The 24,892-nt window shown below is 68.3% G+C and carries 21 protein-coding genes; 8 read left to right on the top strand and 13 right to left on the bottom strand.

Going from position 1 to position 24,892, the window contains the following annotated elements; genetic code table 11:
• Positions 1-82: 82 nt before the first annotated feature.
• From QFZ52_RS05905 to QFZ52_RS05895, 3 genes are read right to left on the bottom strand one after another with little or no spacing between them, the layout of a single operon-like run.
• The gene (locus QFZ52_RS05905) at positions 83-667 is read right to left on the bottom strand and encodes an HdeD family acid-resistance protein (protein WP_307496700.1); all 585 of its coding nucleotides are present in this window, start codon (positions 665-667) and stop codon (positions 83-85) included.
• A gap of 33 nt (positions 668-700) precedes the next feature.
• A complete protein-coding gene (locus tag QFZ52_RS05900; protein ID WP_307496699.1) occupies positions 701-4,171 on the bottom strand; it encodes a S41 family peptidase in 3,471 nt (1,156 codons plus the stop codon).
• Positions 4,172-4,217: 46 nt separating this feature from the next.
• Positions 4,218-5,861 carry a protein kinase domain-containing protein gene (locus QFZ52_RS05895; RefSeq protein ID WP_307496698.1) on the bottom strand — a complete coding sequence of 548 codons (1,644 nt, stop codon included), beginning with the start codon at positions 5,859-5,861 and terminating at the stop codon, positions 4,218-4,220.
• A gap of 175 nt (positions 5,862-6,036) precedes the next feature.
• Between QFZ52_RS05895 and lipB the strand changes: the two genes are divergently transcribed.
• The 3 genes from lipB to QFZ52_RS05880 all read left to right on the top strand — a co-directional run bounded on the left by lipB (position 6,037) and on the right by QFZ52_RS05880 (position 8,577).
• Positions 6,037-6,705: a lipoyl(octanoyl) transferase LipB gene (gene lipB / locus QFZ52_RS05890; RefSeq protein ID WP_278268880.1), complete on the top strand. Its 669-nt coding sequence runs from the start codon at positions 6,037-6,039 to the stop codon at positions 6,703-6,705.
• Positions 6,702-7,721, top strand: coding sequence for a lipoyl synthase (lipA, locus tag QFZ52_RS05885; protein ID WP_307496697.1), 1,020 nt, complete (start codon positions 6,702-6,704; stop codon positions 7,719-7,721). Before lipB ends, lipA begins: the two co-directional genes overlap by 4 nt.
• A gap of 100 nt (positions 7,722-7,821) precedes the next feature.
• Positions 7,822-8,577, top strand: a complete 756-nt coding sequence (locus QFZ52_RS05880; RefSeq protein WP_307496695.1) for a DUF4191 domain-containing protein — start codon at positions 7,822-7,824, stop codon at positions 8,575-8,577.
• A gap of 105 nt (positions 8,578-8,682) precedes the next feature.
• Here the strand turns inward: QFZ52_RS05880 and QFZ52_RS05875 are convergent, their stop codons facing one another.
• A complete protein-coding gene (locus tag QFZ52_RS05875; protein ID WP_307496694.1) occupies positions 8,683-9,309 on the bottom strand; it encodes an RraA family protein in 627 nt (208 codons plus the stop codon).
• 60 nt (positions 9,310-9,369) lie between these two features.
• Positions 9,370-9,807: an RDD family protein gene (locus QFZ52_RS05870; RefSeq protein WP_307496693.1), complete on the bottom strand. Its 438-nt coding sequence runs from the start codon at positions 9,805-9,807 to the stop codon at positions 9,370-9,372.
• 319 nt (positions 9,808-10,126) lie between these two features.
• Between QFZ52_RS05870 and glnA (QFZ52_RS05865) the strand changes: the two genes are divergently transcribed.
• Positions 10,127-11,551 (top strand): type I glutamate--ammonia ligase, encoded by a 1,425-nt coding sequence (gene glnA / locus QFZ52_RS05865; protein ID WP_307496692.1) that lies wholly within the window; start codon positions 10,127-10,129, stop codon positions 11,549-11,551.
• Between the two features lie 126 nt (positions 11,552-11,677).
• On the opposite strand, the gene QFZ52_RS05860 is transcribed toward glnA (QFZ52_RS05865), so the two are convergent.
• Positions 11,678-12,436: a potassium channel family protein gene (locus QFZ52_RS05860; RefSeq protein ID WP_307496690.1), complete on the bottom strand. Its 759-nt coding sequence runs from the start codon at positions 12,434-12,436 to the stop codon at positions 11,678-11,680.
• An 82-nt stretch (positions 12,437-12,518) separates the two neighbouring features.
• Between QFZ52_RS05860 and QFZ52_RS05855 the strand changes: the two genes are divergently transcribed.
• Positions 12,519-13,004 (top strand): NUDIX domain-containing protein, encoded by a 486-nt coding sequence (locus QFZ52_RS05855; RefSeq protein WP_307496689.1) that lies wholly within the window; start codon positions 12,519-12,521, stop codon positions 13,002-13,004.
• 134 nt (positions 13,005-13,138) lie between these two features.
• On the opposite strand, the gene QFZ52_RS05850 is transcribed toward QFZ52_RS05855, so the two are convergent.
• From QFZ52_RS05850 to glnA (QFZ52_RS05835), 4 genes are read right to left on the bottom strand one after another with little or no spacing between them, the layout of a single operon-like run.
• The gene (locus tag QFZ52_RS05850) at positions 13,139-13,903 is read right to left on the bottom strand and encodes an amino acid ABC transporter ATP-binding protein (protein WP_307496688.1); all 765 of its coding nucleotides are present in this window, start codon (positions 13,901-13,903) and stop codon (positions 13,139-13,141) included.
• The gene (locus QFZ52_RS05845) at positions 13,900-15,426 is read right to left on the bottom strand and encodes an amino acid ABC transporter substrate-binding protein/permease (RefSeq protein WP_307496687.1); all 1,527 of its coding nucleotides are present in this window, start codon (positions 15,424-15,426) and stop codon (positions 13,900-13,902) included. The genes QFZ52_RS05850 and QFZ52_RS05845 overlap by 4 nt, the downstream gene beginning before the upstream one ends.
• Before the next feature lie 30 nt (positions 15,427-15,456).
• Positions 15,457-18,483, bottom strand: a complete 3,027-nt coding sequence (locus tag QFZ52_RS05840; protein ID WP_307496685.1) for a bifunctional [glutamine synthetase] adenylyltransferase/[glutamine synthetase]-adenylyl-L-tyrosine phosphorylase — start codon at positions 18,481-18,483, stop codon at positions 15,457-15,459.
• A gap of 10 nt (positions 18,484-18,493) precedes the next feature.
• Positions 18,494-19,834, bottom strand: coding sequence for a type I glutamate--ammonia ligase (gene glnA / locus QFZ52_RS05835; protein ID WP_307496684.1), 1,341 nt, complete (start codon positions 19,832-19,834; stop codon positions 18,494-18,496).
• Between the two features lie 150 nt (positions 19,835-19,984).
• On the opposite strand from glnA (QFZ52_RS05835), the gene panB reads away from it, so the two are divergent.
• A complete protein-coding gene (gene panB, locus QFZ52_RS05830) occupies positions 19,985-20,869 on the top strand; it encodes a 3-methyl-2-oxobutanoate hydroxymethyltransferase (RefSeq protein ID WP_066215430.1) in 885 nt (294 codons plus the stop codon).
• Positions 20,870-20,896: 27 nt separating this feature from the next.
• Here panB and QFZ52_RS05825 read toward each other — a convergent pair whose 3' ends face one another.
• Complete coding sequence (locus tag QFZ52_RS05825; RefSeq protein ID WP_139244683.1) at positions 20,897-21,061, bottom strand: SPOR domain-containing protein; 165 nt, start codon at positions 21,059-21,061, stop codon at positions 20,897-20,899.
• 41 nt (positions 21,062-21,102) lie between these two features.
• Between QFZ52_RS05825 and map the strand changes: the two genes are divergently transcribed.
• Positions 21,103-21,981, top strand: coding sequence for a type I methionyl aminopeptidase (gene map, locus QFZ52_RS05820; protein WP_307496682.1), 879 nt, complete (start codon positions 21,103-21,105; stop codon positions 21,979-21,981).
• A gap of 85 nt (positions 21,982-22,066) precedes the next feature.
• Positions 22,067-22,831, top strand: a complete 765-nt coding sequence (gene ppgK, locus QFZ52_RS05815) for a polyphosphate--glucose phosphotransferase (RefSeq protein WP_307498671.1) — start codon at positions 22,067-22,069, stop codon at positions 22,829-22,831.
• Between the two features lie 123 nt (positions 22,832-22,954).
• Here the strand turns inward: ppgK and nrdR are convergent, their stop codons facing one another.
• Together nrdR and hisD are read right to left on the bottom strand one after the other, a co-directional pair.
• Positions 22,955-23,404, bottom strand: a complete 450-nt coding sequence (gene nrdR / locus QFZ52_RS05810) for a transcriptional regulator NrdR (protein ID WP_278268866.1) — start codon at positions 23,402-23,404, stop codon at positions 22,955-22,957.
• 98 nt (positions 23,405-23,502) lie between these two features.
• Positions 23,503-24,861: a histidinol dehydrogenase gene (hisD, locus tag QFZ52_RS05805; protein WP_307496681.1), complete on the bottom strand. Its 1,359-nt coding sequence runs from the start codon at positions 24,859-24,861 to the stop codon at positions 23,503-23,505.
• Positions 24,862-24,892 lie beyond the last annotated feature (31 nt).

The raw sequence follows: 24,892 nt of genomic DNA, 5'->3' as shown, positions 1-24,892 counted from the left end.
GATGATCCGTTCCCGGCCCTTCGGTGTCTCTTCAGGCGTTCAGGGCCCTCAGGCGCCTGGGGTCCTCAGACGGCCAGGACCTTCAGGAACCAAGCGCCGTGACCGCTTCCTTGGCCGCCTTGTTCAGGCGGATGCCGTAGACGAGCTGCCCGATGCCCAGGATCACGAGGCTCACGCCCGCCCAGACGGCCAGGAAGACCAGCGAGGAGAGCGGGAAGAGCATCACGCCCAGCCCGGCCAGGATGAACAGCACGCCCATGGTGATGGGCAGTGCCTTGGTCCCGGGGGCGGACGCCGCACCCGCCCACAGCAAGGCGGCGCCTTCCAGGATCCATCCGGCGGCGAGCAGCACCGCGACCACCACGAGAGACTCCCCCGGGCGGAAGATCAGCAGGACACCCGCCAGGACGGTGAGGACACCCAGGATCCCCGACAGGACCCGGACCGATGTCTGACCGGACGGGATCCGGCCCAGCGTCATCAGCCGCGCGACGCCGGTGGCGAACACGTTGATGGCGAAGAACACCGCCAGGACCAGGAGCGACGCCCCGGGCCAGAACCAGATGATCAGCCCGAGGACGATCGAGAGCAGTCCGAGCCCGATCAGCGCCCGGGAGAAAGCCCGGAATCCTTCCGCTGCCGCGCGGCCCCCTGCGAATTCACTCATGGTGATGCTCCTTCTGTTGTCAGGATGGTGCTGTCAGGACGTTCCGCCGGGGCGGGGTGCCAGCGGCGGCGGCACCAGGCCGGGGATCGTGTCCCTGCCCGGTGGTGTCTTGGAAGGGATCTCCCGGAGCATCTCCTTCAGCACCCCGATGCCGTGTTCCAGCTGCGGGTCCGTGCCGGCCTTGTGGGCGTGCGGCGGGAAGAGGATCTCGATGTCCGGGTCGACGCCCCGGTTCTCGACTCCCCAGCCGATGCCCTGGCCGAAGAAGTGCGAGTAGCGCGGCTGTGAGACCGGCGTGCCGTCCACGAGGTCGAAGCGCATGTCGATACCGACCACACCGCCCCAGGTCCGCGTGCCGATGACCGGCCCAATGCCGCGCATCTTGACGATCTGCGTGATGATGTCACCGTCCGAACCGGCGAACTCGTCGGTCAGGACGACCACGGGTCCCCGGGAGGCGAGGCGCGGATACACCATCGGGTACTCGCCACGCGGCATCATCCAGGCGTCCACCGTGCGGCCGATCAGCTCGGCCACGAGCTGGGACGTGTGCCCGCCGCGGTTCCGCCGCACGTCCACCACGAGGGCGTCGCGCAGGGACTCGGTCTCCAGATCACGGTGCAGCTGAGCCCAGCCGTGCGCCTGCATGTCCGGGATGTGGATGTACCCGAAGCCTCCGCCGGAGGCCTCACGGACCATCCGCCGCTTGGACTGCACCCAGTCCTGATAACGCAGCCGCTCTTCCGACGCCAGCGGCACGACGGCGACCCGCCGGGCCGCCTGCCCGGGTGTCCGGACGGTGAGCTCCACGGGCCGCCCTCCGGCGCCGCGGAGAAGCTCCGCCGGGCTCACGCCCTCAGGACCGCCGAGAGCGACGCCGTCGACGGCCAGGAGCACGTCCCCGGCCCGCACATCCGCGCCCGGGCGGCGCAGCGGCGAGATGGCCTGCGGGTCCGAGGTGTCGCCGTCGAGAACGCGGTCCACGGTCCAGCCGGAATCACCCAGGCTGAGATCCGCGCCGAGGAAGCCCTGCCGGCCGCTGCCCTTCTCACTCGGTTCGGCGGAGCGGACGTAGGCGTGGGACGTGCCCAGTTCGCCGTGCAGTTCCCAGAGAAGGTCCACCAGATCGTCGTAGCTGCCGATCCGTTCGAGGACGGGCAGGTAGCGCTCGTAGACGGCCTCCCAGTCAAGGCCGCCCATGTCCTCGTCCCAGAAGAAGTCCCGCTGAAGACGCCAGGCCTCCCGGTACTGCTGGGCCCACACCTTGCGCGGTTCCAGGAACACCCTGATGCGGTCCAGCTCGAAGTCCTCGGGCTCCTGCTCCGCTTCACCCGTGGACACGGTGCGGAGCTTGCCCTCGGCCTGGACCACGGCGGTGGAACCATCGCCGGAGACGCGGTAGGACTCGACGCCTTCGGCCACCGTGCGGGTCTTGCCGCTGGAGAGGTCGAGGCGGATGAGTGGGGCCTTCGGAGCCTGGTCGGTGGTCTTGGCGCGACCGTCGCCCAGCTCGCCCTTGACCGGCACATCCAGATACAGGAGTGCTCCCGGGACGGCGGTCAGGTGCTCGTAGTTGCCCTGCTCCACGGGCAGCGAAATCACGCGCTCGGCGATGCCCACCGGATCCACGAGCGTCGCCGCGGGCGCGGCGTCCTTCGCGGAGGTCTCGTCCTTGGCGGCGGACCGGGCCTCGGCGACCCGGGGACCGAACGGTGCCGCCGTGCTCGCATCCAGCGCCACGAGGTACGGCCTGATGGGGTGCGGGAAGGAGAGGTCGAAGCCCTGGCGGTCGTAGACGGGGTCGAAGCTGCGGCTGGACAGGAACGCCAGGAACTTGCCGTCCGTCGTAAAGGCGGGGTGCGAATCCACGAACCGGCCATCCGTGACGTCGACCACCGAGGAGCCCTCGTCACGGGACCGCAGCCGGATGGACCGGCGCTCGGAATTGCCCGTCACCGCCTGGGACCAGGCGAACCAGGCGCTGTCCGGCGACCAGGCGAGGTGGTCCACCGTGCCGGCCCCCGGGGCGGCGACGCTTTCGTGTTCGCCGGTCCTGGTGTTCAGCAGGATCACGTCACCGAAGACGGTTCCCAGGAGGAGCCACTCCCCGTCAGGGCTCGGTTCCAGGCTCACCACCCGGGCGGGAGGCGTGAATTCGACGGTCCCGGCGTTGGTCCCGGCGCCTGCGGCCACGCCGGGCGCGTCCTCGGAGTCGGGCTCCGTGGATCCGTCGGCGTCCTCAAGGCCGTCCTCGCGATCCTCCGGATCGACGTGCTCGCGAACCGGGGCAGGGGCCGAGTCCCCCACCACACCCAGTGCCGACACCGGGCGGGGCAGGCCGTCGTCGTCGGCGTCCTCCGCGGCATCCTGGCCGCTCGGCGCGGGAGCCGGAGCGGACGGCACGGCAGGGGCCCCGAAAGCGTCGCCGACCAGGTCGGTCACGAGCAGGGACTCCTCGCCTCCGCGGTCGTGGAGGTACGCGACACGGCCGTCCGCGAGGAAGCGCGGCAGGCGGGCCCGCACGGAGCTGTCCGCTTCAATGGCGCGGGCGGGGCCTTCCTGGTGCCGGAGCCAGTGGAGCGAACCGTGGCTGACCACCAGGCTGCTCTCGCCCTGCGTGTCCGGCTGGGCTTCGCGGAGATGCGCGGACACGTCGAGGGGCTTCGACGCCGGACGGACCGAGGCGAGCTCGACGTCGATGGCCTGGGCCTCGGCGTCCTCGCCGTCCAGGAGGAAGATCCGGCCTGCGGACTCGACGACGAGGCGGCTGCCATCGCCGGAGGCGTGCCGGACGTAGAAGTCCTCGTGATCCGTGTGACGGCGCAGGTTCTGCCCGTCCGGAGTCACCGAGTAGAGGTTGCCATAGCCCTCGTGGTCGGAGAGGAAGTGGATCCGGCCACCGCTCCACACCGGGTCCGTGAGGTTGCCGTCGAGTTCCGGCACCAGACGCGTGAACTCGCCATTGCCGTCCGCGTCGATCCACAGCTTGCCCCCGGTGCCGCCCCGGTACCGCTTCCACCAGGCCGGTTCACGGGACAGCAGGGAGGCGAGGACCACCGGCTTCTCGTCGCCGAGCGCCGGTCCGAACGCCATGTTCTCCAGGGGTCCGTAGCCGAGGGCCTCGGGCGCCCCGCCGTCGAGCGGAACGGCGTAGCCATGTGCCAGACGCGAGTCGCCCTGCTGGAAGGCGCTGGTCACCAGCACGCGCCCGTCCGGGAGGAAGCCCTTATTCCGGGTGGAGGGGTGACCGAAGTGCGTCAGCTGCCGGAAGTCCCCGCCGTCGAGGAGCGCCGTCACCACCTCCGGCGCGGAGCCGCGGGTGACGGTCCAGACCAGGCGCTTCCCGTCAGGGGTGAAACGCGGGTTCCTGGCCGGCAGGTTCAGCGCTGAGACGCGCCAGGCCTTGCCACCGCTGAGCGGGGCCAGCCAGACGTCATCCTCGGCGACGAACGTGAGCAGATCACCATGGATGTGGGGGTACCTCAAATAGCCTTGGTGTGTCATGGTTCGATCCTAACCAGCCCGTCCCGCGCCCTGGGGGACGCCACGGTCAGCCGCGTGGGGCGACCCCCGCGATCCGCCAGACTCCGTCCTGCCGCACCAGGGTCAGGATCAGGTCCTCCCTGCGAGCCGGCTTCCGCTCGGCGGCGGCCAGGCCGGCGTCCGCGTCACCGGAGATGACGTACGACGGCGTCCGGATCGTCACGCTGAGCACCGCACGGTCCGCGGAGCTGCCGCTGTCCACGCCGGCGGCGCTGAGCACAGGCCGGTAGCCCGCATAGTGCCGGTGTTCCGCCAGCAAGCGCCCGATCAGCGCCCGGTCCCGGGTCCGGAGCGCGCCGTCGCCGCTGCCGTACACGGAATCCAGGCGTGCCGCATCCCGGGCGATCAGGGCCGCGGTCCGGTCGCCGAGGAGGCGCCGGGCGGCTTCGACGAGGTCACCCTGAGGGGTGGCGGCCGACGGCGGCGCTGGTGCAGTCGAAGGCGCGGGAGGCCGCGCCCTCGGGCTCTGTGGACCGGCCTCGGCTGCCACAGCGCCACGACGCTGCTCCTGGCCGTGCGACGGCGATCCGGGCCCGGGTCCGCCCGGCATCCACCCTCCGGGCAACGTGACACCGAGGACCGCCAGCGCCACGCCCACCACCACTGCGGCCACCACCACTGCGGCCAGCGCGAACCGGCGGGACCGGACCCGCCCGCGAGCCGTGGCGGCCTGACGAGCCACCCGACGGCGACTCATCTGACGGTGCCCCCGCTGACGGCGCCCCACCGGGTCACTCCGCGACGGCATGATCGACGTCGCCAGTTCACGGTAGTCCTCGCGACCGGCTCCAGGCGCGATCCGGACGGGCATCGCCGGTGCCGACCTCTGCACGGCGCGCGCGAAGTCCCGGGCGCTGGGCCGATCGCCCGGGCGGTCCGCAAGCGCCTCTTCGAGCGCTGCGGCCAGCTCGGGCGGCACTTCCGGGCGGAGCACGGGAAGAGGCGGCCGATGCTGCGCCGGTCCCGGCGATTCGCCCGTGAGGCACCACCAGGCGACCGCGGCCAGGGCGTACACGTCGCCCTCCGGTCCTGATTCCCGGGCCTCCGGATCGGCGAAGACCGGGGTGGCCCGTCGCAGCCTCCGCTCGCCCGTCAGGTGCGCCTGCCCGAAATCCGCGAGGAGCGGCACACCGTCTGCCGAGAACAGGATGTTGCCGCCGGAGACGTCACCGTGGACGATCCCCTTCGCATGAAGTATGGCCAGAGCTTCGGCCACTGGCACGGTCACAGTCACGACCTCGGGGACTCTGAGGACGCCACGCGCCGCCACGAGGCTTCCGACCGAACCACCGGCCGCGAAGTCCATCAGGACCCCGGTCGTCCGGATATCCGAGCCGTCGGGCCCGGGAACGTCGACGGGCGTGAGACCGTGGAGCCGCAGCAGATGCGGATGATCGAGACCCTGAACCCGCCATCGTTCGCCCTGCAATGATTCACCCCGCTGCGCGCGGCCCTCCGACCCGCCCACGCCGGGTGCCGTCGTCGTCACGTGTGGCACCTTCACGGCCCGCCGGGCGCCGTCGTCGTCCTCCAGCAACCAGACGACGCCGCTGCCTCCGGCGCCCAGCCGCCGCACCACCCGATATCCCGGGACCCGCGGGGCCGCCGCGTTCTCCGCGACGCCGCCGCCTCCGGCCTGTTCCGCCCTCATCACGCCTCCTGCAGGATCTCCTCCGCCGACTTCTCCTACTGTGCCCCGGGAGAGGGTTTCCCCGCAGAAGTTATCCACAGGCACCCCGTCCGGCCTCGCGGTAACAATCCCCAGGGCAGTGAGACCTTCGCCACAACGGCCTGCCGTCAGGCTCCACAGGTCTAAGCTGATACGCATGACTTTGGAGTTCTCGACCCTGGGACTTGCCCCGGACTATGTCGACTACCTCCAGGGCTGGGACGCGCAGCGCGAGCTGCACGCCGCTGTCCTGGACGGTTCACGTCCGAGCACCGTGCTCCTGCTGGAACACGCCGCCGTGTACACCGCGGGCAAACGCACCGAAGATCACGAACGGCCCTTCGACGGCACCCCAGTGGTGCCCGTGGACCGCGGTGGCAAGCTGACGTGGCACGGCCCGGGCCAGCTGGTGGCGTACCCGATCATCAAGCTGAAGAACCCGGCCGGCATCCGGGACTACGTGCACCGGCTCGAGGACGTCATCATCGACGTGCTCGCGGACTACGGCATCGCCTCCACCCGGGTGGACGGTCGCGCGGGCGTCTGGATCACCGCCGATGAGAAGGGCCCGGACCGGAAGATCGCCGCCATCGGCATCAGGGTCCATGAAGGCGTCACCATGCACGGCATCGCCATCAATTGCAACAATGACCTGGCCCCCTACGCGCAGATCGTCGCGTGCGGGATCTCGGATGCCGGGGTGACCACCATCGCCCTGGAGACCGGACGGAACATCTCGCCTGCTGACCTTGTTGAGCGAGTGATGGAAGAGTTCCGCAAGCACGAGAGCGAACTCGTCGCCGTGGAAGAAGGAGCAGTCAAGTGACTCTTGTCCCCGAAGGCCGTAAACTCCTGCGGATCGAACAACGCAATGCCGCGACCCCCGTGGAATGCAAACCCGACTGGATCAAAGCCAAAGTCCAGATGGGACCCGAGTTCGTCGGCCTGAAAAACCTCGTCAAAAAAGAAGGCCTGCACACCGTCTGCGAAGAAGCCGGCTGCCCCAACATCTTCGAATGCTGGGAAGACAAAGAAGCAACCTTCCTCATCGGCGGCTCCGAATGCACCCGCCGCTGCGACTTCTGCCAGATCGACACCGGCAAACCCTCCCCCCTGGACCGGCTCGAACCCACCAAAGTCGCCCGCTCCGTCCAATCCATGAACCTGCGCTACGCCACCGTCACCGGCGTCGCCCGCGACGACCTCGAAGACGAAGGCGTCTGGCTCTACGCCGAAACCGTGCGCAAAATCCACGAACTCAACCCCGGCACCGGCGTGGAACTGCTCATCCCCGACTTCTCCGGCAAACCCGAACACATCCAAGCCATCTGCGACTCCACCCCGGAAGTGTTCGCCCACAACGTCGAAACCGTCCCCCGCATCTTCAAACGCATCCGCCCCGCCTTCCGCTACGAACGCTCCCTGGACGTCATCACCCAAGGCCGCACCCACGGCATGGTCACCAAATCCAACCTCATCCTCGGCATGGGCGAAACCCGCGAAGAAATCAGCGAGGCCCTGCAAGACCTCCACGAGGCCGGCTGTGACCTGATCACCATCACCCAATACCTCCGACCCTCCGAACGCCACCTGCCCGTGGACCGCTGGGTCAAACCCCAGGAATTCGTCGACCTCGCCGACGAAGCAGAAGACATCGGCTTCCTCGGCGTCATGTCCGGACCCCTCGTCCGCTCCTCCTACCGCGCCGGACGCCTCTGGGCCACCGCCATGCGCAAAAAAGGACGCGACATCCCCGAAAACCTCGCCCACATCGCCGAAGGCATCCAAGACTCCGGCACCACCCGCCAAGAAGCCCGCACCCTCCTCACCACCCAGGCCTGAGGTTCGGCGGCTTCCCACGCCGACGGCGGCACACGGTATTCCCCGTGTGCCGCCGTCGGCGTTTCAGTACGCCCTCTGTGCTGGCTAGAATGGAGACACTATGGCTAAATCCACCGATTCCACCGTCACGAACGACGACGGCTCCACCAAGCGTGGCCTCTTCAATCGCAAGCCCCGGGCCAAGAAGAAAGGCCCCAGCCGGCTGAAGCAGATCGGCGAGGTCTTCACCATGACCCGCCGTCACGACCCCCTGGTCGTCTGGCTCATGCTGCTCGCCTTCCTCGTGGTGGTCGGCGTCGGCGTCGGGATCGGCGCCCTCTTCAACAACTGGATCACCGGTCTGATCCTGGGCATCATGCTCGGTCTGCTGGCCGCGACCTTCATCCTGTCCCGCCGTGCCGAGCGCGCGGCGTTCGCACAGATCGAGGGCCAGCCCGGAGCCGTGGGAGCGGCCCTCGGCACCCTGCGCCGCGGCTGGATCGTCGAGCAGCAGCCGGTCGCCGCCAACCCGCGCACGCAGGACTTCGTGTTCCGCACCGTGGGACGCGCCGGCGTCGTGCTCGTGACCGAGGGTCCGCAGAGCCGCGTCCGCACCCTCGCCGACGGAGAGCGCAAGCGTCTGTCCCGCATCCTGCCGAACGTCCCGATCCACGTGATCTACGCCGGCAAGGAAGAGGGCCAGGTCCCGATCGCGAAGGTCGGCGGCGCGCTGCGCAAGCTCAAGCCCACCCTCACGAAGGTGGAGGTGGGCGCCGTCTCCAAGCGCATCGCCTCCCTGGGCACCAAGCTGCCGATCCCGAAGGGCATCGACCCGTACAAGGCCCGCCCGGACCGCCGCGCGATGCGCGGCCGCTGAGCCTCCAACGCCGGCCGGCCGCCGTCGTTCTCCTGATATGGAGACGACGGCGGCCGGTTCCGTTTAAGCGCGGTCTCGGCGCGGTTTCAGCCACGCCCGTCCGGGTCAGTCCGGCAGTCCCCCGGTGTCCCCGCCGGCGACCAGGCCGGCCTGGATCTTCCGGCGGTGAGCCTGCTTCCAGTCGTCCAGGGACTGGTCGCTTTCGGCGATCTCGCGCTGCTCAGCGGCCTGGAGCAGGTCCGGGGCGTGGGCCGCTTCCAGCACCACGATCCCTTCCTCATCCGCCACCACGATGTCGCCGGTGCGAACTGTCACGCCGCCCACCACGGTGTCGCCCTGGGGCAGCACGACGTTCTTGCCACCCGGCTTCGGGAACACGCCGCGGGCGAACACCGGGAAGCCCATCTCACGCACCTCCTCCAGGTCACGGATGTACCCGTCGACGACGAACGCTGCGATCCCGCGCTGCTGAGCCACGGCACAGACGTTGCCTCCGGCCACCGCCAGCCGGGTGCCCCCGGCGTCGACGAGGATGACCGAACCCGGCTCCGCGCGATAGATCGCCGTGTGCATCATGAGGTTGTCGCCGGGCGCACAGCGCACGGCGTGGACGGGGCCCCTGACGCGTGGCATCCCCTCCCACAAGGGCCGGATGGCCGGGTCCAGGATCCGGTCCTCCGCCACCAGGTCCGCGAGGGACGTAGGTGAGACATCAGGGGTGCTGTCACTCATGGGGCGCTCTCCTCGGATTCGGCGGGGGCGGGCAATCGGATCAGTTCGACGGCGGCCAGCTCAGCGCCGGACCAGGACGGTCTTCATGGCCTTGTCATGCAGACCGCGCTGATCGGGGTCGAAGATGATGGCGGGAATGACGAGGCACAGCAGGGCGGCACGGACCAGTGCCGCGGGAATGCCCACGGGAGAACCGTCCAGCCGCACCACGTGGATGTTCGCGATCCGGTGACCGATGCTGTAGCCGAGCGTTCCGACCAGAACAGCCTGTTCCGCGAAGAACACGGCCAGCGTGGCCCAGGAATTTCCCTCGAAGAAGAAGTTGCTGATGAACAGGCAGAGTGCCCAGTCGATGCAGATCGCCAGGATCCGCCGTCCGGCACGGGCCAGTGAGCCCTGTCCGGATTCCGGCAATCCCAGCCGCTCCCCCGGGTACTTGCTGATGTGCGTCGTGTCGGGGCCTTCCAGCCAGGAACCTAGATCTCGTCGAGTCACCACCCCTTAAGGGTATCCGCTGGGGCCGGTCCGCAGAGGCCCGCCGCCTTTTCCGCCGGTCTGTCCGCATCGCGGAGAGCCTGCCCGTGATGCGCGGCACTGTCGGTAGAGTGAGGAGGGTACGACCGGGAGCCACCGGCCCCCAGCGACCACCCGTCACATCTCCGTTGTAACCTCCCGGAAACAATGCAGACATTCTCGGGTAATGCCCGCCGCCTAGGCTGTTCACCAGTAGATGGCACGGCGATCCGCTGGGTGAAGCCTGGCCGGAACCCGGTGCCGTCGCCTTCAGGCCACCGGCCCAATTCTGTTAGGAGCATGCATGTTCACCAGTGCGGACGAAGTCCTCAAGTTCATCAAGGATGAGGACGTCAAGTTCGTCGACATCCGTTTCACCGATCTCCCGGGCGTGCAGCAGCACTTCAACGTTCCCGCCAAGACGGTCGACGCGGACTTCTTCGTCAGCGGCCAGCTCTTCGACGGTTCCTCCATCCGCGGCTTCCAGGGCATCGCTGAGTCCGATATGCAGCTCATCCCCGATGTGACCTCCGCGTTCATCGACACGTTCCGCATCGAGAAGACGCTGGCGCTGAACTTCTCCATCGTGAACCCGCGCACCGGCGAGCCGTACCACCGCGACCCCCGCGGCGTGGCCGAGAAGGCCGAGGCCTACCTGGCCTCCACCGGCATCGCCGACACCGCGTTCTTCGCCCCCGAGGCCGAGTTCTTCGTCTTCGACAACGTCCAGTACCAGTCCTCCCCGCAGGGCAGCTTCTACAAGATCGATTCCGAGGAAGCCCACTGGAACTCCGGTCGTGAGGAAGAGGGCGGCAACCTCGGTTACAAGACCCCCGTCAAGGGCGGCTACTTCCCCGTGGCGCCGACCGACAAGCAGGCCGACCTCCGCGACGCCATGTGCGTCGAGCTGGACAAGGCAGGCCTTGAGGTCGAGCGTTCGCACCACGAGGTCGGTTCCGCCGGTCAGGCCGAAATCAACTACAAGTTCACTACGCTGACCGCGGCTGCCGATGACCTGCAGAAGTTCAAGTACGTCATCAAGAACACCGCCGACGCCTGGGGCAAGTCCGTCACCTTCATGCCGAAGCCGGTCTTCGGTGACAACGGCTCGGGCATGCACTGCCACCAGTCGCTGTGGGCCGACGGCTCCCCGCTGTTCTACGACGAGAAGGGCTACGCCGGCCTGTCCGACACGGCTCGCTGGTACATCGGCGGCCTGCTGAAGCACGCCTCCGCCGTGCTGGCCTTCACGAACCCGACGGTGAACTCCTACCGCCGCCTGGTCAAGGGCTACGAGGCTCCGGTCAACATGGTGTACTCGCAGGGCAACCGCTCCGCCGGTATCCGCATCCCGGTCACGGGTTCCAACCCGAAGGCCAAGCGCATCGAGTTCCGCGCACCGGATCCCTCCTCCAACCCGTACCTGGCGTTCGCCGCTCAGCTGATGGCCGGCATCGACGGCATCCGCAACCGCATCGAGCCGCCGGCGCCGATCGACAAGGATCTCTACGAGCTGCCCGCCGAGGAAGCCAAGGACATCCCCAAGGCCCCGGGTTCCCTGGAAGAGGCCCTCGAAGCTCTCGAGGCCGACAACGAGTTCCTGCAGGCCGGTGGCGTGTTCACCCAGGACCTGATCGACACCTGGATCTCCTACAAGCGCGAGAACGAGATCCTCCCGCTGTCGCTGCGCCCGAACCCGTACGAGTTCGAGCTGTACTACGGCGTCTAGCAAGCTGAGGCGGATGATCTCGGCCCACGCCGCGTGAGCCTCAGCCTCAACTGGACACAGAAGGCCCCCGGAGCATTGTTCCGGGGGCCTTCTGTCTGTCCCCTTCCCGGGTCCCTGCCTGGTCGCCTAGCGTGCCTCCTCCCCCACCACCGGCTCCTTGCGGTCGCCCTGCGACTCCTCCAGCAACCGGCCGAGCCGCGCCACCTCGGCGTGCAGCCGCTCCAGCTGCCCCTTCAGATCCGCGTCGGCCTGCTCGACGGCGACCGTCGCCGTCGCCGACACCCGCTCCACCAGCCACGATCCGATCGATGCGGTGACGACGCCGAGGACCGCGATTCCCGAGACCATGAGCGCTGCGGCCACGGCCCGGCCGATCAGGGTGACCGGGTAGTGGTCCCCGTACCCGACCGTGCTGATGGTGGTGAGCGACCACCACACGGCGTCACCGAACGTGACGATGTTCGCGCCCTCGGCGTGCTGCTCGGCGTCGAGCACCGCGAGGGAGGCACAGTACGTCAGGAAGACGGCCGAGACCGCGACGAACGTGACGATCCGTCCCCGCAGCGCCTTGCCCGCCGTGCCGTACAGTACCCGGAGCAGCGTGACGAGACGCAGGAGGCGCAAAGGCCGCAGCACCGGCAGCACGACCATCGCCAGATCCGGCAGATGGGTGGCCAGCCAGCGCCAGCGCTGGGGCGCCAGAAACAGCCTCACCGCGTAGTCCACGGTGAACGCGCCCCACGTGATCCACTGGATCAACTCGAGGGCCTGGGCCTGGCGTTCCGAGACGTCGCCGATCACCTGCACCGAGTACGCGGCCAGGAACACGAGCGCCGCCGCCATGAGCGGCCATTCCGTGGCCTGCCGCCACCGTTCCGTTGTCATGGAGACAGACTATTCGCCGTCCGCCCGTCGCGGGAGGTCGCAGGCCTGATGCGGGGACACCCGCTCTTGCTAGGCTCGGGTCATGGCCGAACTCAGTCCGGAAAGCATCGAATACTTCCGCACACTCCCCCGCCGCCGTGTCGCCGCGGGATTGGTGATCCGCGACGGCGAGGGCAGGGTCCTTGCCGTCGAGCCCAACTACAAAGACGGCTGGCTCCTGCCCGGGGGCACGGTGGACGCCGGAGAGGCGCCCCGCGCGGCCGCCCGCCGCGAGGGCCTCGAAGAGCTGGGCCTGGACATCCAGCCCGGGGCGCTCCTGATCATCGGGCACTCCGCCTTCCCCGACCCCGTGGGCGACGGACTGAACTTCCTGTACGACGGCGGTGTCCTGGCCGACGGCGCCGAGATCACCCTGCAGGAGGAAGAACTCCTGAGCTGGCGTTTCGTCGCCGAGCAGGATCTCCCCGAGTACTTCGGCGTGCACGGCGCCCTGCACGTGTCCTCGGCCCTCCGTGCGCTCCGCGAGGAACGGGTCATCGAGCTCCAGGACCGCGAAGAGATCCTCTGACGCAGCCGTCTCCGGGCCACGGCCCGTCCCACGACGACGGCGGCCGCCTCCCCACCCGGGGAAGCGGCCGCCGTCGTCGTTCAGCAGGTCCGCACGGCTCGCGCGCGGACGGCCACGGCTTAGAGCTCCACCGCTCAGAGGACCTTCGAGAGGAAGTCCTTGGTCCGCTGCTGCTGGGGATTGCCGAACAGCTCGTCGGGGGTGCCCTGCTCGCAGATGTAGCCGTCCGCCATGAAGATGACGCGGTCGGCGACCTCGCGGGCGAAGCCCATCTCATGGGTGACCATGACCATCGTCATACCCTCGGAGGCCAGGTCCTTGATGACCTGGAGGACCTCGCCGACCATCTCCGGGTCCAGGGCCGAGGTGGCCTCGTCGAAGAGCATGATGTCCGGGCTCATGGCCAGCGCGCGGGCGATCGCCACGCGCTGCTTCTGACCGCCCGAGAGGGACACGGGACGGGCGTCGGCCTTGGCTTCCAGCCCCACCCGGGCCAGGAGCTCCAGGCCACGGGTGCGGGCCGCCGCCTTGTCCAGTTTCCCGGTCTCCACGGGGGCCAGCATGATGTTCTCGATCACGGTCATGTGCGGGAACAGGTTGAAGTGCTGGAACACCATGCCGATCTGGCGGCGGACCTGGTTGATGTCCACGTTCGCACCCGTGAGGTCATAACCGTTGACCTGCACTGTGCCGCCGGAGATGTCCTCCAGCTTGTTGAGGCAGCGCAGGAAAGTGGACTTGCCCGAGCCCGAGGGGCCGATGACCGCCACCACCTCGCCCTCGTGGATGACCGCGTCGATGCCCTTGAGGACCTCGTTGCTGCCGAAGGACTTCTTCAGGCCCGTGACCGTGACCTTCTCGGCCCGGTCATCACGGACCGTCTCTGCACCCGTGCTCATTTGTTGAACTTCCTGTCCGCGTAGTTGGCCAGTTGTGTCAGGAGCATGATCACCACGAAGTACAGCGCCGCCACGATCACGAGAGTCTCGGTGATGCGGAAGTTGCCGGCGTAGATCTGCTGGCCCTGGTACAGCAGCTCGGCGAAGCCGATGGCCAGGAGCAAGGACGAATCCTTCAGCATGATGATCAGCTGATTGATGAGGGACGGCGTCATGAGCTTGAAGGCCTGTGGCACCACGACCTTCTGCATCGACTTGCCGTAGCCCATGCCGAGACTCCGGGCCGCTTCCAGCTGGCCCGGGTCCACCGACTGCACGGCACCGCGCACGATCTCGGTGATGTAGGCGCCCGAGTTGAGGCTCAGCGTGAGGACACCCGCCACCCAGATGTTGATGGGTTGCCCGGTGAGCTGTGGGATGCCGAAGTAGAAGAAGAACGCCCAGACCAGGAGCGGCGTGCCGCGGAAGACGTTGACGAAGGTGGTCGCCACACCGCGCGCCACCACGTTCCGCGAGATCTTCAGGAAGCCGAAGAACAGGCCCAAGACCATCGCCACCGCGAAGGAGATGATGGTGACAAGCACCGTGTTGCGCAGGCCGCTCATGAGGGCTGGGAAGCTCTGCACCAGCAGATCCCAGAAGCTGCTCGCGGCCGCGGCCTCCGGCGCCTTGAGGTACTTGTCGAGGAGCTTCTGGTATTCGCCGTCGGCCTTCATCTCGGAGAGGCCCTTGTTGAACGCCGCGAGCAGTTCGGGGTTCTTCCCCTTGTTGACGGCGAAGCCGTAGCTGCCGCCTGGGATCTTGTCCGTCACGGTCTTGAGGCCGTTGTTCTGGCTGATGCCGTACGCCAGCACGGGGTAGTCGTCGAACACGCCGACCGCGTTGCCGGACTTCACCAGTTCATACATCGTGGCCGACTGGTCCAGGGACTTCACCGTGAAGCCGTACTTGCCGGACAGTTCCTTGGCCGCCGTCTCCCCTTCGGAGCCGGTCTTGGCGGTGACCGTCTTGCCCTTGAGGTCCTCGTAACCCTTGATGTCGGTGTTGCTCTTGGCCACGGCCATCTGAACACCGGATTCGAAGTACGGATCGGAGAAGTCGTAGACCTGCTTGCGCTTGTCCGTGATGGACATACCGGCGATCACGCCATCCACCTGGTTGGACGAGAGCGCCTGGAGAGCGGCGTTGAAGCCGAGGGACTTGATCTCGACCTCGAATCCGCCACGCTTGGCGATCTCGCGGATGAGATCCATGTCGATGCCCGTCAGCTCACCGGAGGGGTCCCGGAACTCGAACGGAGCGAAGGTGGTGTCCGTGCCGATGACGAACTTCTTGCCGCTCACCTCATGCGGCGCGGTGGCGGAGGCGGCCGGCACGGAGAGCCCGACGACGGCGAGGCACGCCGTCAGCACGGCCACCCCGAACCGCACCAGCACGGTCAGCCGCGCCCAGGGAGCCCGACGGCCGCGCGGGCCTCCTCCCCCGTCCTTCTGCCGCGAAGTCTTCCACGGTTGTCGATTCATCCCTTGATCCTTTCGTCGCGGACAGAGCACTCAGCGCTGCCCGTAGAACTCCCGGTCGAAGACTGCGCGAGCACGTCGCGTCAGGCGCAAATACTGCTCCTCGAATTCGGCGGCGTGGGAGGCCGGGTGCCCGCACCACCGGGACACGGCTTCGAGGTCCCGCCGTGCGGACGGCAGGAGGTCTGAGGCTTTACCGGACCAGATGACGTTGGCGCTGCGGACCCGGCTTGCCAGCCGCCACGCATCGGCGAGCAGAGCCGCGTCCTCCTCGGCAATGAGCCCAAGCCGCGCGAGCTCCGCCAGCGCCTCCATGGTGGAGGTGGTCCGAAGTCCCGGATGCTCGTGGGCATGCTCCAGCTGGCGCAGCTGCACGAGCCACTCCACATCGCTCAGGCCTCCCCGGCCGAGCTTGACGTGGCGGGACGGATCGGCGCCCCGCGGCAGGCGTTCGGTCTCCACCCGGGCCTTGATCCGACGGATCTCCCGCTCGTCCTGGGGCGAGAGGTGCTCCGGGTACCGGATCGGATCGATCAGTTCCAGGAACGCCTCGGCCAGGCGGTCATCGCCGGCGATCGGCCGCGCCCGGAGCAGCGCCTGGGCCTCCCAGACGAGGGACCAGCGCTCGTAGTAGACCCGGAACGCCTCGAGCGACCGGACCATGGGCCCGTTCTTGCCCTCCGGACGCAGATCCGCGTCCAGTGAGAGGACCCGCTCCGCGAGGATGGCGGGCTTGAGGGGCTGCATGAGCAGGCTGGAGACCTGTCCCACGATCTGGAGCGCCTGTTTCTGGGCGTCCTCCTCGGACACCCCGGGCAGCGCCTGATGTAAGTAGAGGACATCTGCGTCCGAGCCGTAGCCGATCTCACGGCCGCCCTGCCGCCCCATCGCCACCACCAGCACGCGAGTCAGGAGCCCGCCCTGGGCCTCGGCCTGACGTTCGGCGACGTGGAGGGCGCCGAGGATGGCGGCACGGTCCGCGTCGGACAGAGCCTGGGAGACCCCGTCCTGGTCGAGGATCCCGGCCGCGTCGGCGATGGCGGTGCGCAGGATCTCCCGACGGCGGATCAGCCGGATGAGCCGCATGGCGCTCGACGGATCCTGGTGCCGGGCCATCTTGGACCGGATCTCCTGCCACTGCGTCTCGAACGGCACGGGGGCCAGTTCCTTGTTGTTGCCCAGCCAGGCCACCGATTCGGGTGACACCTCGAGAAGGTCCGCGATGAGCCTCGAGTCCGACAGGACATGACACAGCCGCTCGGCAGCCGCCTGGGAGTCTCGCAGGAGGCCCAGGTACCAGTGAGTGGCCCCGAGCGCTTCGCTGACGCGGCGGAAGGCCAGCAGGCCGGCGTCGGGGTCCAGTCCTTCGGCGAGCCAGCCCAGCAGAACCGGCAGGAGCTGGCGCTGCAGTGCCGCCCGGCGGCTGACTCCACTGGTCAGCGCCGCGATGTGGCGCATGGCGCCCTCGGGGTCACGGTAGCCGAGCGCCGCGAGCCGGGCGGACGCGGCTTCCGGACTGAGGCGGGCCTCGTCGGAGCTGAGGGAGGCGGCCGTGCCGAGGAGGGGCCGGTAGAAGATCTGTTCGTGCAGCTCGCGCACGCGCCGCTTGGTCTTCTGCCACGAGGTCAGGAGGCTGTCCGCCGTCGGGCGGGCCGTGCTCAGCGAGCCTTCGACGGCGCGTGCCAGCGCCCGCACCTCCTCCTCCTTCTCGGGCATGAGGTGCGTGCGGCGCATCTGCGCCATCTGGATGCGGTGCTCGATCACGCGCAGCTGCCGATACGCCCGGTCGAACTCCGAGGCGTCGGCACGGCCGATGTACCCGCCATGGGACAGGGCGGCGATGGCCGACGTCGTGTCCCTGACCCGGAGGGACGGATCTGCCTTGCCGTGCACCAGCTGCAAGAGCTGGACGGTGAATTCCACATCCCGGAGTCCGCCGGGGCCGAGCTTGATCTGGCGGGCGAGTTCGGCTGCGGGGATGTTGTCCGTGACCCTGCGGCGCATGGCCTGCACCGATTCGACGAAGCCCTCGCGGCCCGCGGAAGACCAGACCAGGGGCTCCACCATCTCCTGGTAGCGGCGGCCCAGCTCGGGATCCCCGGCCATCGTCCGGGCCTTCAAGAGTGCCTGGAACTCCCAGCTCTCCGCCCAGCGGGCGTAGTACTGCCGGTGCGATTCCAGGGTGCGGACGAGTGGCCCGTCCTTGCCTTCGGGTCTGAGGTTGGCGTCCACCTCCCACAGCCCGGGTTCGCGCCCGGGATGGGAGATGATCCGGGCGAGGGTGCCGGCGAGGAACGTCCCGATCTCCACGGCCCGGACCTCGTCCAGTCCCTCAGAGTCCAGCACGTAGATGACATCCACGTCCGAGATGTAGTTGAGCTCGCGGGCGCCGCACTTGCCCATGCCCACGATCGCGAGACGGACGGCTTCGACGTCGAGAGGCGAGAACTTGACGCCGGCCTCGGCCCGCGCCACCGCCAGGGCGGCATCGAGGGCGGCGGCCGCCAGATCCGCGAGTTCGGCGCCCACCTGCGGCATGTAATCCCGGGGATCCGCTGCCCCGAGGTCCCGGATGGCCAGTTCGGTCACGTGCCGGCGATAGCGGACGCGCAGGGCGCTCTGGCCCTCGTCCCCGGTCAGGGTGGCGACCGGCGTCGCGGCCCGGGGATCCGCGCCCACGGAGGCCAGCAGTGAGGCGCGAAGATCCTCGCCCGGGACCCGGGCAGGCTCGGGGCTGACCCGTGTCTCCAGGAGGCTCTGCTCCTCGGGGTTCCGCAACAGGAAGTCGGCCAGCGCCACGGAGCTGCCGAGGAGGCGGTACATCGCCTCCGCGTCCTCCGGGTCACCTCGCAGGAGGCGCCCCACCGTTCCCGGAGCGGCCTTCTCCTTCTCGAGGAGGCGGACCAGTGACAACAGCGCCTCGTCCGGATTGGCGGACTGGACGAGACCGGCGAACAGCAGGTCCCGGTCCACTCCGTCCAGCTCGGGAGCCGCCAGGAAGCGCTCGGCCCGTTCAACGTCACTGAAACCCGCCGCGATGAGACGGCGGGCGACACTCATCGCCACAGCGTTAGAGGATCCCCAGGTTGCGCTGGAGTTCATACGGCGTGACCTGCAGACGGTAGTCGCTCCACTCGGCGCGCTTGTTCCTCAGGAAGTGCTGGAACACCTGCTCCCCGAGGATCTCCGCCATGAACTCGGAGTTTTCCATGGCATTGATGGAGTCATGCAGGCTGGCCGGCAGGGGGTCGTGGCCGAGGGCCCTGCGCTCAGCCGTGGACAGCGACGCGATGTCGTCCTCGGACGGCGGCGCCAGATCGTAGCCTTCCTCGATGCCCTTGAGGCCGGCCCCCAGCAGGACCGCGTACGCGAGGTACGGGTTGGCCGCGGAATCGATCCCGCGGTACTCGACCCGCGCGGAGTTGCCCTTGCCCGGCTTGTACAGCGGGACCCGGACCAGTGCGGAGCGGTTGTTGTGGCCCCAGGACACGTAGCTCGGGGCTTCTCCCCCGCCCCACAGCCGCTTGTAGGAGTTCACGAACTGGTTGGTGATCGCGGTGAACTCGGGCGCGTGGCGCAGGATCCCGGCGATGAACTGGCGCGCCGTGCGGGACAGCTCGTATTCGGCGCCCGCTTCGTGGAAGGCGTTCGTGTCACCCTCGAACAGCGAGAAGTGCGTGTGCATCCCGGAACCCGGGTGCTGCGTGAACGGCTTCGGCATGAAGGTGGCGTAGCTGCCCTGCTGGAGCGCCACCTCTTTGATGATGGTGCGGAACGTCATGATGTTGTCCGCGGTCTGGAGGGCGTCCGCATAGCGCAGATCGATCTCGTTCTGGCCCGGGCCCGCCTCATGGTGGCTGAACTCCACGGAGATGCCCACGGATTCCAGCATGGTCACCGCGGTGCGGCGGAAGTCCTGCGCCACGCCACCGGGGACGTGGTCGAAATAGCCTCCCTCATCCACGGGCACCGGCAGTCCGTCCGGACCCGGCTTGTCCGACTTGAGCAGGTAGAACTCGATCTCCGGATGCGTGTAGCAGGTGAACCCCATGTCCGCGGCCTTGGCGAGCGTCCGCTTCAGGACGTTGCGCGGGTCCGCGGCGCTGGCCTGACCGTCCGGGGTGAGGATGTCGCAGAACATCCGGCTGGTCTGCTCGGTCTCACCGCGCCAGGGCAGGATCTGGAAGGTGGACGGGTCCGGCTGCGCGAGCATGTCGGACTCGTAGACGCGGGCGAGGCCCTCGATGGACGAGCCGTCGAAGCCGAGGCCCTCGGCGAAAGCGCCTTCCACCTCCGCGGGGGCCAGGGCCACGGACTTGAGGGAGCCCACCACGTCCGTGAACCAGAGCCGGACGAACCGGACGTCGCGCTCCTCAATGGTCCGGAGCACGAATTCCTGTTGGCGGTCCATGCTGCCCTCGCTTCCCTCTGGATCCCGGCGCAGGCCGGGGCTGTACTGTGCTGCATGCAACTCTACCCAGGCCAGGGGCTCTGTGGGCCGTCATTCCACCGGCGTCCCGTAATTCGGCGCCCCTGACGGTTCAGCATTAAGCTCGGAGACATGACGCACAGTGAATCCGCCAGCTCCAGCACCCCGGGCGAGACGAGCGCCCCGTACGGCAGCGGCCCCGCGGCGTCGTCGTCCGCTCCGGCCGGACGCGTGCGGCTGCACCACCTGCAGGCCGCCAAAGCGGAAGGCCGTCACTTCGCCATGCTGACCGCGTACGAGCAGTACACGGCGGAGATCTTCGACGAGGCGGGCATCGAGGTGCTGCTGATCGGTGACTCCGCGTCGAACAACGTGTTCGGCAATGAGACCAGCCTCCCGGTGACCGTGGACGAGCTGCTGCCGCTGTGCCGCGCCGTCGCACGGGCCGCCAAGCGGTCACTGGTGCTCGCGGATCTGCCGTTCGGCTCCTACGAGGCCTCGATCGAGCAGGCCGTCACCACCGGGGTCCGGTTCCTGAAGGAGGGCCTGGCTCACGCCGTCAAGATGGAGGGCGGCGCCTACTACGCGGACACCGTGCGCGCCATGGTCCAGGCCGGCATCCCGGTCATGGGCCACATCGGCTTCACCCCGCAGAGCGAGCATGCGCTGGGCGGGTACCGGGTTCAGGGCCGGGGCGACGACGCCGCGCGGCTCGTCGAGGATGCGCTGGCACTGCAGGAGGCGGGCGCCTTCGCCGTGCTGATGGAGATGGTCCCGGCGGCCACCGCCGCGCAGGTGGATGCGGCGCTCACGATCCCGACCGTCGGCATCGGCGCCGGCAACGTGACCACGGGCCAGGTCCTGGTCTGGCAGGACGCCATGGGGCTGCGGGGCGGCCGCATGGCGCGCTTCGTCAAGCAGTACGCCCGGATCCGGCAGGACCTCCTGGAAGGGGCACGGACCTTCGGCGAGGAGGTCCGGGACGGGTCCTTCCCCGGCCCGGAGCACTCCTTCTAAGACGTCCTCCAGGACGTCCGAGAACGATCAGTCCTCGTCGCCCTTTTCCCAGGCTTCGTTGTGCCGCTGCACGCTCTGCGGGGCGTTCTCGGCCTCTTCGCGCGTGTCGTAGGGGCCGAGGAGCTGGCTCCAATCGCTCATGGCGTCCTCCTCCACCTGATGGGTGACCATGTTGTACCAGTACTGCGGCATGATTCCATTCCTCCTTGTGAGTGACGACTACTATCAAACGTATGCCACCAGTAGCTGAAACCGCACCTCTGGGTAAGCTCACCCCCGGAATCGTGAGCCCGCGTCGTCCTGTGCCGCCGAACATCGAGCGGCCCGAGTACGTGGACCGCCCGGCACCCGCCAAGTTCACCGGCAGCGCCGTGAAGTCGTCGGAGACCATCGAGAAGATGCGCATCGCCAGCAAGATCGCCGCCCAGGCGATCGTGGAGGTGGGCAAACACATCGCGCCCGGCGTGACCACGGACGAGCTCGACGCCGTCGGGCACGAGTTCCTCCTGGACCACGGCGCCTACCCCTCCACGCTCGGGTACCGCGGCTTCCCCAAGTCCCTCTGCTCCTCGCTCAACGAGGTCATCTGCCACGGCATCCCCGACTCCACCGTGGTCGAGGACGGGGACATCCTCAACATCGACATCACCGCCTACATCCACGGCGTGCACGGCGACACCAACTACACCTTCCTGGTCGGCGACGTCGACGAGGAGTCCCGCCTCCTGGTCGAACGCACCGAGGAGAGCCTCCGCCGCGCCATCAAGGCCGTGGCCCCCGGACGCGAGATCAACGTCATCGGCCGCACCATCGAGTCCTACGCCAAGCGCTTCGGCTACGGGGTGGTCCGGGACTTCACCGGCCACGGTGTGGGCGAAGCCTTCCACACGGGCTTAATAATTCCGCACTACGACGCCGCACCGGCGTACAACACTGTGATCGAGCCGGGCATGACGTTTACGATTGAACCCATGCTCACGCTCGGCACCATCGAGTGGGATATGTGGCCGGACGACTGGACCGTATTGACCCGGGACCGCAAACGGACCGCGCAATTTGAGCACACCCTGGTGGTGACCGATACCGGCGCTGAGATTCTCACAGTGCCGTAGGCGCCTGCCTGCCCCCTGCAACCGTCCGCAGCACCGAAGGATCAGCGTGAGCAAGAACGAGAACACCGGCAAGAAGCACCCGGCCATGATCGGCGTCGACATCGGCGGCACCGGGATCAAAGGTGGGATCGTCAACCTGAAGAGCGGCAAGCTCGTGGGCGAGCGTTTCCGCATCCCCACGCCGCAGCCGGCCACCCCCGAGGCCGTCTCCGAGGTCGTCGCGCAGATCGTGGACGAGCTCTGCTCGCGCGAGGACGCACCCGACGTCAAGGCGCCCGTCGGCGTGACCTTCCCGGGCATCATCCAGCACGGCGTCTGCCGCCTGGCCGCGAACGTGGACAAGTCGTGGATCGGCGTGGACATCAACGCGCTGCTCTCCGAGCGTCTGAACCGCCCGGTCGAGGTGATCAACGACGCCGACGCCGCCGGCCTCGCCGAAGTCCGGTACGGCGCGGGCGAGGACGTGGACGGCACGGTCCTGGTGATCACGCTCGGCACGGGCATCGGCTCGGCCTTCATCTTCGACGGCAAGCTGGTCCCGAACGCCGAACTGGGACACCTGGAACTGGATGGCTTCGACGCCGAGTCCAAGGCGTCCGCCGTGGCCCGTGAGCGCGACGGCCTGAGCTGGGAAGAGTATTCGGTCAAGCTGCAGCGCTACTTCAGCCACGTCGAGATGCTGTTCTCCCCCGAATTGTTCATCGTGGGCGGTGGCATCTCGAAGCGCGCGGACGAGTACCTTCCGCGTCTGGACCTCCGCACCCCGATCATCCCGGCCAAGCTCAAGAACGAGGCGGGGATCGTCGGAGCGGCGCTTCAGGTGGCGCAGCACCACAAGCTCGTGAAATGAGCCTCACCCCGTGAACGGAGAGGGCCTGTCAGCCAGTGGCTGACAGGCCCTCTCCGTTGGTGCCCGGTGCGGGCGGCTTCCCCTCCGCCGGCACCGGGAGCTGTGTGGCCCCTCCCCTGGGGGTCAGTCCTCCTGCGACCTGAGCCGTGCGATCGCCTTCTCGAAGTCGTCCAGCGAATCGAAGTCCTGGTAGACGCTCGCGAAGCGCAGGTAGGCGACCTCGTCCAGTCGCCGGAGCGGTTCCAGGATCGCCAGCCCCACCTCGTGGGCTTTGATCTCGGCCGCGCCGCTGGCACGGACCGTCTCCTCGACTTCCTGGGCGAGCATCGCCAGGTCATCCTCGGTGACGGGTCGTCCCTGACACGCCTTGCGCGCGCCGTTGATGACCTTGCTGCGGCTGAAGGGCTCAGCCACTCCGGAGCGCTTCAGCACGGAGAGGCTGGTGGTCTCCACCGTGGTGAAACGCCGCGAGCAATTGGTGCACTGGCGGCGCCGCCGGATGGACGAACCGTCCTCGGTGACCCGGCTGTCCACCACCCGGGAGTCGGCGTTACGGCAAAACGGACAGTACACTACGCCTCCTCTATGGCTGAAGTCAGTTTAGAACCACATGTTGTAAAAATACAAGGATGTAATTACCACATGTTGTGGTCATAGGTCTTGTCGCGCGCTCAACGGAAACGGATCGACACCGCTTCGCCGTGCGATGGAAGGTTCTCCGCCTCGGCGAGTTCCTCGATGTGCGTGCGGACCTCGGAGAGCCCCTGACGCGAGTACTCGATCTCCTGCACCGCGCGCAGGAATGTGGTGACATTCAGGCCCGAAGAGAACAGCGCCGTGCCGGACGTCGGCAGGACGTGGTTGGAACCCGCGCAGTAGTCCCCCAGGCTCACCGGCGAGTAGTCGCCCACGAAGATGGCGCCCGCATTGCGGATCCGCGCCGCAACCGCCGGAGCGTCCGCCGTCATGATCTCCAAGTGCTCGGCGGCATAGGCGTCCGCCACGGCGATCCCCTGCTCGAGATCGTCCACCAGCACCACGCCGGACTGCGGGCCGGACAGGGCGGTCAGGATGCGCTCGGAGTGCCGGGCCGTGCGGGCCTGGCGCAGCAGTTCCTCCCGGACCGCGTCGGCCAGGTCCACCGACGACGTGACCAGGACACTCGAGGCTCGCGGATCGTGCTCGGCCTGGCTGATCAGGTCCGCGGCCACGAGAGCCGGCTGGGCCGTCTCGTCGGCCAGAACCGCGATCTCGGTGGGACCTGCCTCGGAATCGATCCCCACCACTCCCCGGACGAGCTTCTTGGCGGTGGCCACGAAGACGTTGCCGGGCCCGGTCACCAGGTCCACGGCCTCCAGCGCCTCTTCCTGTCCGTCCGCCGGGACGCCGTAGGCGAAGGAGACGATCGCCTGGGCGCCGCCGATCGCGTAGACCTCTTCCACACCGAGCAGTTCCGCGGCGGCGAGGATCGTGGGGTGCGGCAGACCGCCGAAGTCCTTCTGCGGAGGCGAGGCGAGAGCCACCGACTCCACCCCGGCCGCCAGCGCCGGGACCACGTTCATGATGACGGAGCTGGCCAGGGGCGCCAGACCGCCCGGCACGTACAGGCCGACGCGGTTGACCGGGATCCAGCGCTGACGCACGACGGCGCCCTCCGCCAGCACCGTCTCCACGTTCGCCGGGCGCTGGGCCTCGGCGAAGCGGCGGGCGCGGTCGATGGACTCCTCCAGGGCGGCACGCACCCCGGAGTCGAGCCCGGCGAGGGCATCCCGCAGCGCCTCGCGGGGAACCCGCACGCTGTCCAGGGTGACGCCGTCGAACCGCTGAGCGAGGTCCCGCAGCGCCTGATGTCCACCCGCGCGGACCTCGGCGATGATGCCCAGCACGGCGTCCTCGGCCTGCTGATTCGACTCCTCATGCACCCGGGGCACCGCGGCCTTGAGTTCCGTCCGGTTCAGATGCTTGCCCCGCAGGTCCACGGTGCGGAAGAAGTCGGCTCGGTCCAGGATTGCGTCATGGGTGTCAGTCACCGCTCCAGTTTATCGATCCTGGAGTCGGTGA

Origin of the sequence: Arthrobacter woluwensis (assembly GCF_030816155.1) — a bacterium.
Lineage (GTDB): Bacteria > Actinomycetota > Actinomycetes > Actinomycetales > Micrococcaceae > Arthrobacter_E > Arthrobacter_E woluwensis_A.
Note: the sequence above shows the minus strand (reverse complement) of the source record. Positions and strands in the feature narration are given on the sequence as shown.

Excerpts from the sequence above, each read along its gene's own strand:
- ppgK (WP_307498671.1), top strand. The coding sequence starts at position 22,067 with ATGATCGGCGTCGACATCGGCGGCACCGGGATCAAAGGTGGGATCGTC.
- QFZ52_RS05860 (WP_307496690.1), bottom strand. The coding sequence starts at position 12,436 with ATGACAACGGAACGGTGGCGGCAGGCCACGGAATGGCCGCTCATGGCG.
- glnA (WP_307496692.1), top strand. The coding sequence starts at position 10,127 with ATGTTCACCAGTGCGGACGAAGTCCTCAAGTTCATCAAGGATGAGGAC.
- panB (WP_066215430.1), top strand. The coding sequence starts at position 19,985 with ATGACGCACAGTGAATCCGCCAGCTCCAGCACCCCGGGCGAGACGAGC.
- glnA (WP_307496684.1), bottom strand. The coding sequence starts at position 19,834 with ATGGACCGCCAACAGGAATTCGTGCTCCGGACCATTGAGGAGCGCGAC.
- QFZ52_RS05875 (WP_307496694.1), bottom strand. The coding sequence starts at position 9,309 with ATGAGTGACAGCACCCCTGATGTCTCACCTACGTCCCTCGCGGACCTG.
- QFZ52_RS05900 (WP_307496699.1), bottom strand. The coding sequence starts at position 4,171 with ATGACACACCAAGGCTATTTGAGGTACCCCCACATCCATGGTGATCTG.
- QFZ52_RS05845 (WP_307496687.1), bottom strand. The coding sequence starts at position 15,426 with ATGAATCGACAACCGTGGAAGACTTCGCGGCAGAAGGACGGGGGAGGA.
- QFZ52_RS05895 (WP_307496698.1), bottom strand. The coding sequence starts at position 5,861 with ATGAGGGCGGAACAGGCCGGAGGCGGCGGCGTCGCGGAGAACGCGGCG.
- lipB (WP_278268880.1), top strand. The coding sequence starts at position 6,037 with ATGACTTTGGAGTTCTCGACCCTGGGACTTGCCCCGGACTATGTCGAC.
- map (WP_307496682.1), top strand. The coding sequence starts at position 21,103 with ATGCCACCAGTAGCTGAAACCGCACCTCTGGGTAAGCTCACCCCCGGA.
- QFZ52_RS05825 (WP_139244683.1), bottom strand. The coding sequence starts at position 21,061 with ATGCCGCAGTACTGGTACAACATGGTCACCCATCAGGTGGAGGAGGAC.
- QFZ52_RS05855 (WP_307496689.1), top strand. The coding sequence starts at position 12,519 with ATGGCCGAACTCAGTCCGGAAAGCATCGAATACTTCCGCACACTCCCC.
- QFZ52_RS05880 (WP_307496695.1), top strand. The coding sequence starts at position 7,822 with ATGGCTAAATCCACCGATTCCACCGTCACGAACGACGACGGCTCCACC.
- QFZ52_RS05840 (WP_307496685.1), bottom strand. The coding sequence starts at position 18,483 with ATGAGTGTCGCCCGCCGTCTCATCGCGGCGGGTTTCAGTGACGTTGAA.
- QFZ52_RS05850 (WP_307496688.1), bottom strand. The coding sequence starts at position 13,903 with ATGAGCACGGGTGCAGAGACGGTCCGTGATGACCGGGCCGAGAAGGTC.
- QFZ52_RS05905 (WP_307496700.1), bottom strand. The coding sequence starts at position 667 with ATGAGTGAATTCGCAGGGGGCCGCGCGGCAGCGGAAGGATTCCGGGCT.